This is a genomic window from Methylomagnum ishizawai (genome assembly GCF_019670005.1).
Taxonomy (GTDB): domain Bacteria; phylum Pseudomonadota; class Gammaproteobacteria; order Methylococcales; family Methylococcaceae; genus Methylomagnum; species Methylomagnum ishizawai.
In genome coordinates this window covers 3,484,324-3,498,177 of the sequence record NZ_AP019783.1, presented here as the reverse complement: position 1 = coordinate 3,498,177, position 13,854 = coordinate 3,484,324, and the positions used below count along the sequence as shown (strand labels likewise).

The window sequence follows — 13,854 nt, the reverse complement described above, 5'->3', positions numbered from 1 at the left end:
CCCATGCAAAGCTTCGAGGAATTCGCCTTCGATCCCTGGCAATGCCGCAAGGAACTGGCCGGTTTGGCGGCCAAGCTCAACGCGCCGGAAACCTTCGCCCATGGCCCGGACATACTCGACTGGTTCCGGCGGCATAAACACCTCTCGGCCTTCATCGGAGCCTATTTCCCCTATCTGGCCCAGGCCGACCGTTTGGCGTTCGACTACGATTTGCTCGGGGTTTCCCTCTGCGATATCGCCATCGGCGATTCCGTGGCCGGCGAATTCTGCTTCGTGGCCTTGGGCACCGGCGGCGGGGAGGATTGGGCGGAACAATTCGACCGGGGTTGTGGCCGGATGATCGATTGGTTTTGGCGGCTGGCCGAAACCCGCGGCAGCAACCAATCCCTGCGGCGGTTCGGCCCGCACTATTCGGGTTTCCAAGGACTCTTCATCGCCGGGCTGGAAACCCGGCTCGATCCCGACCAAATCAAGCGTTTGCACTGGCGGCGCGAACATCTCCTGGCCGACGACAAACCCCTGCATTGCGTCACCTACGACGAGCTATACCAGCACCTCGCCGCCAAATTGCGGCTGTACGAAGCGGCCTATCACGCCGATCAAAAACATCTTTCCACCCGAGCCTCTCTGCTATGAACAAATCCGCGCGTTTCCTGCTCGGCCTGTGGCTGGCCTCCGCCCCGCTGCACGCCGAAACCCTCTATGTCACCCTGGAAAAAGACAACGCCCTGGCTGTGGTCGCGCCGGAAGGCAAACTGCTGAAGACGGTGAAGATCGGCAAGCGCCCCCGCGGCATCGCCCTATCCCCGGATGGCAAGCAGCTTTATGTCGCGGTCAGCGACGAGGACGCCATCAAGGTGGTCGATACCGCGACGCTCAAGGTGATCGGCAAACTGCCCTCGGGCGAAGACCCGGAAACCTTCGCCCTCGACCCGGACGGCAAGGCGCTCTATGTCTCCAACGAGGACGACAACCAAGTCACGGTAGTCGATATCGCCAGCAAGAAGGTGGTGAAAACCATCCCGGTCGGGGTGGAACCGGAAGGCGTTTGCGCCAGCCCGGCCGGTACCTGGGTGGCCGCGACCAGCGAGACCACCAATATGGCGCATTGGATCGACCGCAAGACCCTGGAGGTCGCCGACAACACCCTGGTCGATCCGCGCCCCCGCGCCTGCGCCTTCACAGACGATGGCCGGCAGCTTTGGGTGAGTTCGGAAATCGCGGGCACGGTGTCGGTGATCGATGTGGCGACCCGCCAACCGGTGGGCAAGATCGGCTTCAAAATCCCCGGCGTGACCCAGGAGAAAATCCAGCCGGTGGGCATCAAGATCGACCCCGAGCGGCGCTATGCCTATGTGGCCCTGGGGCCGTCCAACCGGGTGGCGGTGATCGACGCCCAGAAACTCGAAGTCGTCGACCATTTCCTGGTCGGTCAGCGGGTGTGGAATTTGGCGTTCTCGCCCGACCATAAGCGGCTCTACACCACCAACGGGGCCAGCAACGATGTCTCCATCATCGACCTCGTGCAGCGCAAGGTGCTGAAATCGGTGGCGGTGGGGCAATATCCTTGGGGGGTGGCGGTCAAGCCCTGAGGCTTTCAGGGCACCAGGATGGTATTGGCCGGCGGCTTCCGGGTTTCCAGGCCGGGATAATCCAAGGTGAAATGCAAGCCCCGGCTTTCCTTCCGCAACAAGGCCGAGCGGATAATCAGCTCGGCCACGATCACCAGGTTGCGCAATTCCAACAAATCGCTGGTTACCCGGAAATTACCGTAATACTCGGCGATTTCCTGCTTCAATAACTCGACCCGGCGCAAAGCCCGTTGCAGGCGCTTATCGGTGCGGACGATGCCGACATAGTCCCACATGAACCGGCGGATTTCGTCCCAGTTATGGGAAACCACCACCTCCTCGTCGGAGTCGGTCACTTGCGATTCATCCCATTCCGGCAATTCCGGCGGGTTGGGCTGGTCCTTTAAACCCCGCAGGATATCCTCCGCCGCCTGCTTGGCGAACACCAAGCATTCCAGCAGGGAATTGCTCGCCATCCGGTTCGCGCCATGGAGTCCTGTGCAAGCCACCTCGCCCACCGCGTACAGCCCCGGAATATCGGTGCGGGCCTCATGGTCGGCGAGGACGCCGCCGCAGGTATAGTGCGCCGCCGGCACCACCGGGATCGGTTGGCGGGTGATATCGATGCCGAGTTCCAGGCAGCGGGCATAAATGGTGGGGAAATGGCTTTTGATGAATTCGGCGGGCTGGTGGGAAACATCCAAGAATACGCAATCGACCCCCAAGCGCTTCATCTCGTGGTCGATGGCGCGGGCCACCACATCGCGCGGGGCCAACTCGCCGCGGGGATCGAAGCGCGGCATGAAGGGCGAACCGTCGGCCAATAGCAAGCGTCCGCCCTCGCCGCGCACCGCCTCCGAAATCAGGAAGGAGCGGGCATGGGGATGGAACAAGCAGGTCGGATGGAATTGGATGAATTCCATATTGGCGACCCGCGCCCCGGCCCGCCAGGCGATGGCGATGCCATCGCCGGTCGCGATATCGGGATTGCTGGTGTAGAGGTAGACCTTGCTGGCCCCGCCCGAAGCCAGCACCACATAACGGGCGCGGAAGGTCTTGACCTTTTGCTCCTGGCTATCCAACACATAGGCCCCCAGCACCCGCTGTTCGCGTCCGCCCAACTTCTTGGCGGTGATGAGGTCGATCACATTGTGATACTCGAACACCTCGATCCCGGGATGGGCGCGGGTATGTTGTTCGAGCGAGGTTTCCACCGCGAGGCCGGTGGCGTCGGCGGCATGGACCACCCGGCGGTGGGTGTGCCCCCCTTCGCGGGTGAGATGGAGATGGTGCCCGCCGTTTTCCGATACGACCTCGGTGAAGGGCACGCCGCGGTCCAATAGCCAATCGATGCATTCCTTGCCGTGCGAAACCACCAAACGCACGGTGTCAGGATCGCACAGCCCGGCCCCGGCCACCAGGGTATCCTGGATATGAGATTCGATGGAGTCGCCCTCGTCCAGCACCGCCGAGATGCCGCCCTGGGCGTAGAGGGTGTTGGATTCGGTCAGGGCGGTCTTGGACAGCACGGCGACCCGCGCATGGTCGGCCAGCCGCAAAGCCAAGCTGAGGCCGGCGGCACCGCTGCCTATGACCAGAACGTCGTATGCGAGTGATGACATCGTTGAAACCGGGTTTAAGGAATCCCGTCATCCTACTGTAAAACTCCGCGCCCTTAAACAGCGGTCCAAGCGCCTGCCGGAAATGCCATGGGCCGGGTGCGCTCTGTTTCAACAAGCCCCGTGCCGGATTCGGGCGGTGGGTGGTTACAATGTGGGCGCTCCGGTCCCAGGGGAAACGGCGGGGTGGGCGGAACGTCCACCGCCATGGGCGGGAACACCGATTGAACGGTGCCGGGTAAACGACGATAATGCTTTTTGGCAACACTGGGCCGGATTCGGAAGGTTTTATCGCTTTCCCAGGAATCACAGCATCCACGCCCAGACGATAATCCCCGACCATCCGTTCACGGTCGCCCGCGCTCGAACCACGGCGACCCGCCGTCGAGGGCGGACACCCCCTTACTAAGGATTCCCCGGAATGGGAGAACAACTCGACGAGGAATTGGTCCGGCAGGTACAGCAGGGCAACAAAAAAGCGTTCGATATCCTCGTCCGCAAGTATCAATACAAGATCGCCCAGTTGATCAACCGGTACATCAAGGACCCTCACGAAGCCTTGGACGTTGCCCAAGAATCCTTTATCAAAGCCTATCGGGCCTTGCCGGGTTTCCGCGGCGAGAGCGCGTTTTATACCTGGCTTTACCGGATCGCGATCAATACCGCCAAAAACCATTTGGCGATGCGGGCGCGGCGCCCGTCCGACGACGAGATCGATATTGATGAGGCGGAACAATTCGAATCCGCGGTTCGTCTAAAAGACAACGAGACCCCCGAGGGTCTCGTGCTGAGCGAAGAACTGGCAGAAGTAATCCAATTGGCTTTAGACGAACTTCCAGAAGAATTACGCACGGCGATCAGTTTGCGCGAGTTCGACGGCTTGAGCTATGACGAAATCGCGCAAGTCATGAATTGTCCGGTAGGCACCGTGCGGTCCAGGATTTTCCGGGCCCGCGAGGCCATCGACAAGAAACTTGAACATTTACTTGGTTAGGGGCACGTCCATGATCGAAGACAGCCTAAAGCAGAAGCTGAGCCTCATGCTCGACGACGAGTTGGGGCGCGATGAATCCTTGAAACTACTGGCCGGGATCGAATCCGATCCCGCCTTGCGGGCGCAATGGCGCCGCTACAACTTGGTCGGTATGGCGCTGCGCTCCCAATCCAGCCTGGTGCCCGATAGCGGCTTCGTGGACCGCATCAGCGCCGCGCTGGCCGACGAACCCACCATCCTGGCCCCGCAAGCCGCCAAATCCGCCACCCGGCGCGATATGGGCTATCGGGACAAGGTCGTCACCCTGGCCTTGGCGGCCTCCCTGGCCGCCGTGGCGGTGATGGTGGGCAAATCCCTGCATGATTATTCCCCGATGAACGGCCCGAACGTCATCGCGCAATCCGGCATCGACGGCGACAACGCCCAGGCCTCGGTCGATCCGGAGTTCCGCGACTATCTGGTCGCCCATTATGAAACCGCCTATCTGTCCGGTGCCCAGGGCATGTTGCCCTCGGTGCGGCTGGTCAGTTCCGGTTCCCCGCGCTAACCGCTGGTGGCCGCGTTCATGTCGATCCCGCTGTCCCGGCTGCGCAAGGGCTTGGTCCCAGGGCTGGGCGCTTTGTGTCTGCTGGCGGCGCTGGGCCTCGTCGCCGCGCCGGTGGCCCCGCCACAGGCTCCGGCCTTGGGCTGGCTCACCGATATGCGCCATGCCGTGGGCCAGCGCAACTACAAGGGCACCGTCGCCTACCTCAAGGATAAGCAGGTCGAGAGCTTCCAATTGTTCCACGCCGTCAATGGCGGCAAGGAACAGGAACGCTTGGTCTCGATGAACAGCCCCTTGCGGGAAGTGGTGCGCGATGCCCAGAAAGTGGCCTGCTACTATCCCGAAACCAAAACGGTCTTCGTCGAGAACAAACCTTCCACCCGCTCGGTGTTGCTGGACATCCCGGACGACCTAACCCAGCTTTCCCGCGATTACCGGGTCGAGTTGAAAGGGCAGGAATACGTGGCCCGCCGCCTATCGCAGGTGGTCGATATCACGCCGCTCGACGCTTACCGCTATGCCCGGCGCATCTGGATCGACACCGATTCCAAACTACCGCTCAAGTTCGAGATTTTGGGGGAAGACGGGCAGGCGGTCGAACAAATGGTGTTCACCTCGTTGGACCTCGATCCCAGCTTCGCCGGCGGCGACCTCAGCCCTTCTATGCCCATCGACCAATTCACCCGACAAACCAGCCAGCGCGAAACCCTGCCGCTGGATTCCTTGCATTGGGAATTGCACGATGTGCCGGATGGCTTCCAAATCGTGTCGTACAGCCATTTGCAGCGCCCGCCGAACGACCGCAAGGTCGAGCATATCCTCCTGAGCGACGGTTTTTCCTCGGTCTCGATCTATATCGAGGACCAAAAAAGCGGCCCGCCCAAGGAGCATCCCAAGAAAATCGGCACCATCAATGCCGAGTCCGTCAAGATCGGCGATTACCTCGCGACCGTGATGGGCGAGGTGCCCGCCAAAACCGTGGAAGCCATCGCCCACGGCCTGCGCCACCGCGATACGGAACAGCCATGATCGAAGAAGAGGCCCTGGTCACCCACGTCGAAGCCGATCAAGTCTGGGTGGAAAAACCCCGGCAATCGGCCTGCGCGGCTTGCAAAACCCCCTGCGCCACCGCCGGTGTCGCCGATTACCTGGAACAGGGCAAGCCCGATCTGGCCCGCCTCGTGGTGTCTTCCCCCATCGAGGTGCGGGCGGGCGACCGCGTGGTCCTGGGGATCGAAGAAGGGGCCATCGTCAAAGGCTCGTTCGCGATTTACCTGTTGCCACTGCTGGGGCTCCTGGCCGGTGCCATCCTGGGCCAAACCCTGGGCGGCGCTTTCGCCACCCCCGCCGATCTGGCGGCCGCCTCGGGTGGCCTGGCCGGTTTGGCCGCGACCCTCGCCTTCCTGAAATTTTCACGGCTGTCCTCGCGCAATACACCGCGCCCCGTGGTATTGCGGAAACTCGGCTGATCGCGCTGTCCCCATCCCATCCCATTCCTTACCCTATGGTTCCCTGACAACTTGGGAGTTAGTCATGCTTAAATCCAAGTGGGCCGCGGCGCTCCTATGCTTTTCCCTGCTGGCGACCGTGCCGCCGTCCGCCACCGCCCAATTACCCGATTTCACCGTGCTGGTCGAAAAGAACAGCTCGGCGGTGGTCAACATCAGCACCACCCAGAAAATGGCCGCGGTCGAACACCCCGAACTGCCCGAAGGCATGGAGCCGCCGCCCGAAGGCACGCCCTTCGACGATTTCCTGCGCCGCTATTTCGGCGAGGGCGGCCCCGAAGGCGGCGAACCCAGCGAATCCAAATCCCTGGGTTCCGGCTTCGTGATTTCGCCGGACGGCTACATCATCACCAACCACCATGTGGTGAAGGACGCCGACGAGATCGTGGTGCGCCTGCAAGACCGCCGCGAATTGGTCGCCAAGTTGGTCGGCTCCGACAAGCGCAGCGATATTGCCCTGCTCAAGGTCGATGCCCAGGATTTGCCGACGGTGAAGATGGGTTCCGCCGACAAACTCAAGGTCGGCGAATGGGTGTTGGCCATCGGCTCGCCGTTCGGCTTCGACCATTCCGTGACCGCCGGCATCGTCAGCGCCAAGGGCCGCAGCCTGCCCAGCGACAATTACGTGCCCTTCATCCAGACCGACGTGGCGATCAATCCCGGCAACTCCGGCGGTCCCTTGTTCAACCTGGACGGCGAAGTGATCGGGGTCAACTCGCAGATTTACAGCCGCACCGGCGGTTTCATGGGACTGTCGTTCGCCATCCCCACCGAAGTCGCCATGCGGGTGGTCGAGCAATTGAAATCCCAAGGCCATGTCTCGCGCGGCTGGCTGGGCGTGCAAATCCAGGACGTGACCCGCGAACTGGCCGAATCCTTCGGCATGAAGAAGCCGGAAGGCGCCCTGGTTTCCAAAATCCTGCCCAAGAGTCCGGCGGAACAGGCCGGCCTCCAGGTCGGCGATATCATCACCGCCTTCAACGGCCAGGAAATCAACGCCTCCGCCGAACTGCCGCCCCTGGTCGGCATGACCAAGATCGGCGACACCGCCACGGTCAAGGTGCTGCGCCAGGGTTCGCCCAAGGATGTCCAGCTCAAGATCGGCTCCTTGCCGGAAGAAGAACCGGCGGTCGCCAGCGGCAAGGAAGAACCGGCGGGCGGTGAAACCCTCAAACGCCTGGGACTCAACGCCATCAACCTCACCCCGGAAATGCGCGAGCAACTGGAAGTCCCGAAGAACGGCGTGCTGGTGCAGGGCGTCACGCCCGGCCCGGCCTACGACGCGGGACTCCGGCGCGGCGACGTGATCCTCCGGGTCCAAGATCAAACCGTGAAAGACTTGAACCATTTCAAAGACTTGGTGAAAAACCTGCCCAAGGGCAAATCCGTGGCGATGCTGGTGCAAAGGCGCGGCAGTTCGTTGTTCCTGGCCCTGAAACTCAAGGACTGAGCCCGTGGCCGATCAACAACATATCCGTAACTTCTCCATCATCGCCCATATCGACCATGGCAAATCGACCCTGGCGGATCGTTTCATCCAGATTTGCGGGGGCTTGAGCGAGCGCGAAATGTCCGCCCAAGTCCTCGATTCGATGGATATCGAGCGCGAGCGCGGCATCACCATCAAGGCCCAGAGCGTCACCCTCAACTACCAAGCGAGGGATGGCGAAACCTATCAACTCAACCTGATCGATACGCCCGGCCACGTCGATTTTTCCTACGAGGTGTCGCGCTCGCTGGCGGCCTGCGAGGGGGCTTTGTTGGTGGTCGATGCCGCCCAGGGCGTCGAGGCGCAGAGCGTCGCCAACTGCTATACCGCCATCGAGCAGGGATTGGAAGTCCTGCCGGTGCTGAACAAGATCGACCTGCCCTCGGCGGACCCCGACAAGGTCTGCACCGAGATCGAGGAAATCATCGGCGTCCCCGCCGACGAGGCGTTGAGGATCAGCGCCAAGACCGGACTCGGCATCGACGATCTGCTCGAGCAATTGGTCGCCAAAATCCCGCCCCCGGCCGGCGACCCGGACGCGCCGGTGCAAGCCCTCATCATCGATTCCTGGTTCGACAACTACCTGGGTGTGGTGTCCTTGGTGCGGGTGGTGAACGGCTCCATCAAGCGGAAACAAAAGATCACGATCCTATCCACCGGCAGGAGCCACCAGGTAGACAAACTGGGTGTGTTCACCCCCAAGCCCCTGGACATGGAACAACTGGATTGCGGGCAGGTGGGCTATATCATCGCCGGGATCAAGGACATCTTCGGGGCGCCGGTCGGCGATACCATCACCGTCAGCGATAATCCTTGCGAAGCGGCTTTGCCGGGTTTCCAGAAGGTCCAGCCCAGGGTGTTCGCCGGGCTGTATCCGGTCGAATCCGACGATTACGAGGATTTGCGCGAGGCGCTGAACAAGCTGAACCTCAACGACGCCGCCCTGCAATACGAACCCGAGACCTCGCAGGCGCTGGGTTTCGGCTTCCGTTGCGGCTTCCTCGGCATGTTGCACATGGAGATCATCCAGGAGCGGCTGGAACGCGAATACGACCTCGATCTCATCACCACGGCCCCCACCGTGGTCTACGAAGTCCTGAAATCCGACGGCTCCACGATCCAGATCGACAACCCGTCGAAGCTGCCCTCGCCCAACGAAGTCGAGGAAGTGCGCGAGCCGATCATCGAGGCCCATATCCTGGTGCCGCAGGATTATCTCGGCAACGTCATCACCCTGTGTATCGAGAAGCGCGGCGTGCAAAAGAATATGCAGTACATGGGCGGACAGGTGGCGATCAATTTCGAACTGCCCCTGAGCGAAGTGGTGCTGGACTTCTTCGACCGGCTCAAATCGGTCAGCCGCGGTTTCGCCTCGTTCGACTACGAATTCAAGCGTTTCCAGGCCGCGCCCCTGGTCAAGCTGGACATCCTCATCAACGAAGAACGGGTCGATGCCCTATCCTTGATTGTCCACCGCGATATCAGCCAGAGCCGGGGCCGCGATCTGGTGGACCGCATGAAGGACTTGATCCCGCGCCAGATGTTCGAGGTCGCGATCCAGGCCGCCATCGGCTCCAAGATCATCGCCCGTTCCACGGTCAAGGCCATGCGCAAGAACGTGCTGGCGAAATGCTACGGCGGCGATATCAGCCGTAAACGCAAACTCCTGGAAAAACAAAAAGCGGGCAAGAAACGCATGAAACAAGTGGGCAAGATCGATATCCCGCAGGAAGCCTTCCTCGCGGTCCTGCGCGTCAACAAAGATTCCTGATGGGCGGCGGCATGGACTTCGATTTTTCGTTTTTCCTGGTGCTGGCGACCTTGGTGACCGGCGTGGTGTGGGGCGGCTATCTGCTGATGTTGCGGGCGCAAGGGGTGGAACCCCCGCCGCCGGAACAGCAACCCTGGCCGGTGGAATACGCCCGTTCGTTCTTCCCCATCGTCCTCATCGTCTTGTTGCTGCGCTCGTTCCTGGTGGAACCGTTCCGCATCCCTTCGGGTTCGATGATGCCGACCCTCCTGGTCGGGGATTTCATCCTGGTGAATAAATTCACCTATGGCATCCGCCTGCCGGTCATCAACACCAAGATCGTGGCGATGGGCCAACCGGCGCGGGGCGATATCGTGGTGTTCCGCTATCCCAAAGACCCGACCATGGATTACATCAAGCGCATCGTCGGCCTGCCCGGCGACCGCATCGGCTATGTCCACAAACAGGTGTATGTGAACGGCGAGCCGGTCAAGCAGACCGCGCTGGGCGTCTACGAAGGCAGCCAGGCGGGTAGCCAATGGGGCGGCGAAACCCTGCTCAGCGAGGATTTGGGCAGCGTCACCCACGATATCCTGGCGCGGGTCGGCGAACCCGCCGCGAAGGAAGGCGAATGGACCGTGCCGGAAGGCCAATACTTCGTCATGGGCGACAACCGCGACAATAGCAACGACAGCCGGTTTTGGGGCACGGTGCCGGAAGCCAACCTGGTCGGCAAAGCCTTCTTCATCTGGATGAGCTGGGACGGCGGCATCGCCTTCAACCGGATCGGCACCTCGCTAAAATAATCCAGGGACTTCCCAGACCGGGGGAGCGCCCTCGTAATCACCATAAATCCAGGGGCATAGGCCATGAATCAAACTCCCGTCCGCCAAGGTGGTATGACCTTCCTCGGCTTCGTGCTGCTGATGTGCTTGGTCGGTTTTTTCGCGATGCTGATTATCAAGATCGGCCCGATTTACCTGGACCATTACAAAGTGGTCGCTTCCCTGCAATCCTTGAAAAGCGATCCCGACTTGGCGACGCGGTCCAAGCAGGAAGTCCTCGCCAGCTTGGCAAAACACTGGGATATCGACATGATCAACAGCGTCACCAAGGATAATGTTTATATCACCAAGGACAGTTCCGGTATGACGATACAAATCGCCTATGATGTCACCCAGCCCATCATGGGCAATATCGATATCGTCGCCCATTTCGACGATTCCATCGAGGTAGCCGCACGTTGATCCAAGAGCCGGAAAAACTCGCCAGGAAACTGGGCCTGCATTTCAGGAACCCGCTGCTGGTGAAACGCGCCCTCACCCACCGCAGCGCCGAATCGGACAACAACGAACGGCTGGAATTCCTCGGGGATTCGGTGCTGGGCTTCGTGATCGCCGAACGCCTGTACGGCAAGTTCCGCGACGCCGACGAGGGCGTCCTCAGCCGGTTGCGGGCCATGCTGGTCAACCAGACCTCGCTCGCCAACCTCGCCCGCAAGTTGAACCTGGGCGACTACCTGATCCTGGGTTCGGGGGAGCTCAAGAGCGGCGGCTACCGGCGCGATTCCATCCTGTCCGACGCCCTGGAAGCCTTGATCGGCGCATTGCTGGTGGACCAGGGCATGGACGCCTGCCGCCATTGGATCCTCAACCAATTCGCCGAGCAGATCGACGCCTTGTCGGTGCAGGATTGGAAGAAAGACCCCAAGACCCGGCTCCAGGAGGCCATGCAGGCCCGCGGCCTGGAATTGCCGGTCTATATCCTCAAATCGGTGGTCGGCCAACCGCACGACCAAACCTTCGTGGTGGAATGCCGCATCGCGCTGACCGCCGAGACCTGCGAGGGTACCGGCTCCTCGCGTAAGAAAGCCGAGCAGCAAGCCGCCGAGAAAATGCTGGCCAAATTGGTCCAGGACTTCGGATTCAAATCATGAAAGCAGGTTATGTCGCCCTGGTGGGCCGCCCCAACGTGGGCAAATCGACCCTACTCAACCACCTGATCGGCCAGAAGATCAGCATCACCTCGCGCCGCCCGCAAACCACCCGCCACCGCATCCACGGTATCAAGACCACGGAGGCGGGACAGGCGGTGTTCGTCGATACCCCCGGCATCCACGCCAGCCAGAAGCGGGCCATGAACCGCTACCTCAACCGCACGGCGGGCACGGCCTTGTTGGATGTGGACGTGATCGTGTGGATCGTGGACCGGCCCGTGTGGCTGCCCGAGGACGATTTGGTGCTGGAACGCATCAAAACCTCCGCCGCCCCGGTGATCCTGGTCATCAACAAGGTGGACCGGCTGGAGGACAAGGCCGCCCTGCTGCCCTTCCTGGAGAGCGCCCAGCAACGCCATCCCTTCGCCGCCCTGATCCCGGCCTCGGCCCTGCGCGGCCACAACCTGGACGCGCTGGAACACAAGATCATGGAACTCCTGCCCGAGGGCGAACCGATCTTCGACCAGGACCAACTCACCGACCGCAGCCTCCGGTTCCTGGCGGCGGAAATCATCCGCGAGAAACTGATCAGGTCGCTGGGCCAGGAAGTGCCCCACGCCCTCAGCGTGGAGATCGAGCAATACCAGACCGAGGGCAAGCTGACCCGCATCGCCGCCCTGATCTGGGTGGAGCGGGAAGGCCAGAAAGCCATCGTCATCGGCCAGCAGGGCGAAGTGCTGAAAAAGGTCGGCGAACGCGCCCGCCAGGATTTGGAGCGCCTGACCGAGGGCAAGGTGTTCCTGCAACTCTGGGTCAAGGTCAAGGAGAACTGGTCGGACGACGAACGCGCCCTACGCAGCCTGGGCTATGCCGAATGAACCCGGCCAGGACGCGGTCATCCTCCGCCGCCGCGACTACTGCGAAACCAGCCTGTTGCTGGATATCTTCTCGGAGCCGCAAGGCCGCTTGAACCTGCTCGCCAAGGGCGCGAAACGCGGTCGCACCCCAGGCGCGGCCTTCCTGCAATGCTTCGCCCCCTTGCGGTTATCGTGGACGGGCCGGGGCGAACTCCCGGTGCTGACGGCGGCGGAACCCTGCGGCGAGGCCTTCGCCCTGCGCGGCACCGCGCTGTACTGCGGCTTCTACCTGAACGAACTGCTCTCGTACCTGCTCCCGCCCCTCGACCCCTACCCGGAAGTGTTCCGGCTGTACCTGGACACGCTGGGGCGGCTCGCCCAGGCCGACGATTCCGCCGAACCCGCCCTGCGCGGCTTCGAGGTCGGCTTGCTGGAACACCTGGGCTATGGGCTGTGCCTGGACCGGGAAGCCGGTTCCGGCCGGCCCGTGGATCCGGCCCGGACCTACGCCTACCACATCGAATCCGGCCCGGTGGCCTGTCCGCCCGACCATCCTGCGGCCATCCACGGTTCGACCCTGCTGGACCTGGGCCGCGACCGCCTGGAAAGCCCGGTGGCGCTCAAGGAAGCCAAACACCTGATGCGGCGGGTCGTCCAATACTATCTCGATGGCCGCGGCCTCAAAAGCCGCGACCTGTTCCAACCATCCACAGGGAAAGCACCGCACGCATGAACGCCATAGCCCCCATCCTCCTGGGCGTGAACATCGACCATATCGCCACGCTGCGCCAGGCCCGCCACACCCGCTACCCGGAAGTCGTCCAAGCCGCCCTAATCGCCGAACAGGCCGGGGCCGACGGCATCACCGCCCATCTGCGCGAAGACCGCCGCCACATCCAGGACCGCGATATCGAACTCCTGGCGGCGATGCTGCACAGCCGCCTGAACCTGGAAATGGCCGTGACCGACGGGATGATCGCCATCGCCCGGAAGGTCCGGCCCGCCGCCTGCTGCCTGGTGCCCGAGAAACGCGCCGAATTGACCACCGAAGGCGGCCTGGATGTCGCCGCCGACACCGCCCGCATGAAGGACGCCTGCGCCGCCCTGGCCGCGGCGGAGATCGAAGTCTCCCTGTTCATCGACGCCGACCCGCGCCAGATCGAAGCGGCGGCGCGGGCGGGCGCTCCCGTGATCGAACTCCATACCGGCCATTATGCCGACGCCGCCAGCCCCGGCGCGAGGCGGCGCGAACTCGAACGCCTGCAAGCGGCGGCCCGGTTGGGCGGGGAACTCGGCTTGATCGTGAATGCCGGCCATGGCCTGCATTACCACAATGTCGCCGATATCTGCCGCATCCCCAATATCCACGAACTGAACATCGGCCATGCCATCGTGGCGCGGGCGGTCATGACCGGACTGGACACCGCCGTGCGCGACATGAAGCGGACCCTGGAAGCGGCCCGGGCCTTAATTGACCGATGAAGGCTATTCTGCGATATTTGCCGGTCGAAATTGGCGGCGGCCCCATGGAACCACCCTGGGCGCGGCACGCGGCCATCCGCGACGGCTCACGGGGAAGTCCGAAT

General features: G+C 62.3%; 15 protein-coding genes. 14 read left to right on the top strand and 1 reads right to left on the bottom strand.

The annotated features are described in order from the left end of the window. Positions 1-3: 3 nt before the first annotated feature. Positions 4-636: a DUF4263 domain-containing protein gene (locus tag K5658_RS15935; protein WP_221064089.1), complete on the top strand. Its 633-nt coding sequence runs from the start codon at positions 4-6 to the stop codon at positions 634-636. Continuing rightward, complete coding sequence (locus K5658_RS15930) at positions 633-1,592, top strand: PQQ-dependent catabolism-associated beta-propeller protein (protein ID WP_221064088.1); 960 nt, start codon at positions 633-635, stop codon at positions 1,590-1,592. The genes K5658_RS15935 and K5658_RS15930 overlap by 4 nt, the downstream gene beginning before the upstream one ends. Positions 1,593-1,597: 5 nt before the next feature. Here K5658_RS15930 and nadB read toward each other — a convergent pair whose 3' ends face one another. Next, positions 1,598-3,193 (bottom strand): L-aspartate oxidase, encoded by a 1,596-nt coding sequence (nadB, locus tag K5658_RS15925; RefSeq protein ID WP_221064087.1) that lies wholly within the window; start codon positions 3,191-3,193, stop codon positions 1,598-1,600. A gap of 418 nt (positions 3,194-3,611) precedes the next feature. Between nadB and rpoE the strand changes: the two genes are divergently transcribed. The 12 genes from rpoE (at position 3,612) to pdxJ (ending at position 13,750) form a co-directional block, all read left to right on the top strand. Further along, the gene (rpoE, locus tag K5658_RS15920) at positions 3,612-4,184 is read left to right on the top strand and encodes an RNA polymerase sigma factor RpoE (protein WP_085215070.1); all 573 of its coding nucleotides are present in this window, start codon (positions 3,612-3,614) and stop codon (positions 4,182-4,184) included. Positions 4,185-4,194: 10 nt separating this feature from the next. Next, complete coding sequence (locus K5658_RS15915) at positions 4,195-4,731, top strand: sigma-E factor negative regulatory protein (RefSeq protein ID WP_221064086.1); 537 nt, start codon at positions 4,195-4,197, stop codon at positions 4,729-4,731. A gap of 18 nt (positions 4,732-4,749) precedes the next feature. Then, complete coding sequence (locus K5658_RS15910; RefSeq protein WP_221064085.1) at positions 4,750-5,757, top strand: MucB/RseB C-terminal domain-containing protein; 1,008 nt, start codon at positions 4,750-4,752, stop codon at positions 5,755-5,757. After that, the gene (locus K5658_RS15905; RefSeq protein WP_221064084.1) at positions 5,754-6,197 is read left to right on the top strand and encodes a SoxR reducing system RseC family protein; all 444 of its coding nucleotides are present in this window, start codon (positions 5,754-5,756) and stop codon (positions 6,195-6,197) included. Before K5658_RS15910 ends, K5658_RS15905 begins: the two co-directional genes overlap by 4 nt. Positions 6,198-6,261: 64 nt before the next feature. Next, positions 6,262-7,686 (top strand): DegQ family serine endoprotease, encoded by a 1,425-nt coding sequence (locus K5658_RS15900; protein ID WP_221064083.1) that lies wholly within the window; start codon positions 6,262-6,264, stop codon positions 7,684-7,686. Between the two features lie 4 nt (positions 7,687-7,690). Beyond that, complete coding sequence (gene lepA, locus K5658_RS15895) at positions 7,691-9,496, top strand: translation elongation factor 4 (protein WP_221064082.1); 1,806 nt, start codon at positions 7,691-7,693, stop codon at positions 9,494-9,496. Between the two features lie 11 nt (positions 9,497-9,507). Further along, entirely contained in the window at positions 9,508-10,281 is a 774-nt protein-coding gene (gene lepB / locus K5658_RS15890; RefSeq protein WP_221064081.1) for a signal peptidase I, read from the top strand. A 63-nt stretch (positions 10,282-10,344) separates the two neighbouring features. Then, the gene (locus K5658_RS15885) at positions 10,345-10,722 is read left to right on the top strand and encodes a DUF4845 domain-containing protein (protein ID WP_221064080.1); all 378 of its coding nucleotides are present in this window, start codon (positions 10,345-10,347) and stop codon (positions 10,720-10,722) included. Beyond that, the gene (gene rnc / locus K5658_RS15880; protein ID WP_221064079.1) at positions 10,719-11,411 is read left to right on the top strand and encodes a ribonuclease III; all 693 of its coding nucleotides are present in this window, start codon (positions 10,719-10,721) and stop codon (positions 11,409-11,411) included. Before K5658_RS15885 ends, rnc begins: the two co-directional genes overlap by 4 nt. Next, positions 11,408-12,289: a GTPase Era gene (gene era / locus K5658_RS15875; protein WP_221064078.1), complete on the top strand. Its 882-nt coding sequence runs from the start codon at positions 11,408-11,410 to the stop codon at positions 12,287-12,289. The genes rnc and era overlap by 4 nt, the downstream gene beginning before the upstream one ends. Then, a complete protein-coding gene (recO, locus tag K5658_RS15870; RefSeq protein ID WP_221064077.1) occupies positions 12,279-13,001 on the top strand; it encodes a DNA repair protein RecO in 723 nt (240 codons plus the stop codon). Before era ends, recO begins: the two co-directional genes overlap by 11 nt. Next, positions 12,998-13,750 carry a pyridoxine 5'-phosphate synthase gene (gene pdxJ, locus K5658_RS15865; RefSeq protein WP_221064076.1) on the top strand — a complete coding sequence of 251 codons (753 nt, stop codon included), beginning with the start codon at positions 12,998-13,000 and terminating at the stop codon, positions 13,748-13,750. Before recO ends, pdxJ begins: the two co-directional genes overlap by 4 nt. The last annotated feature ends 104 nt before the right edge of the window (positions 13,751-13,854 follow it).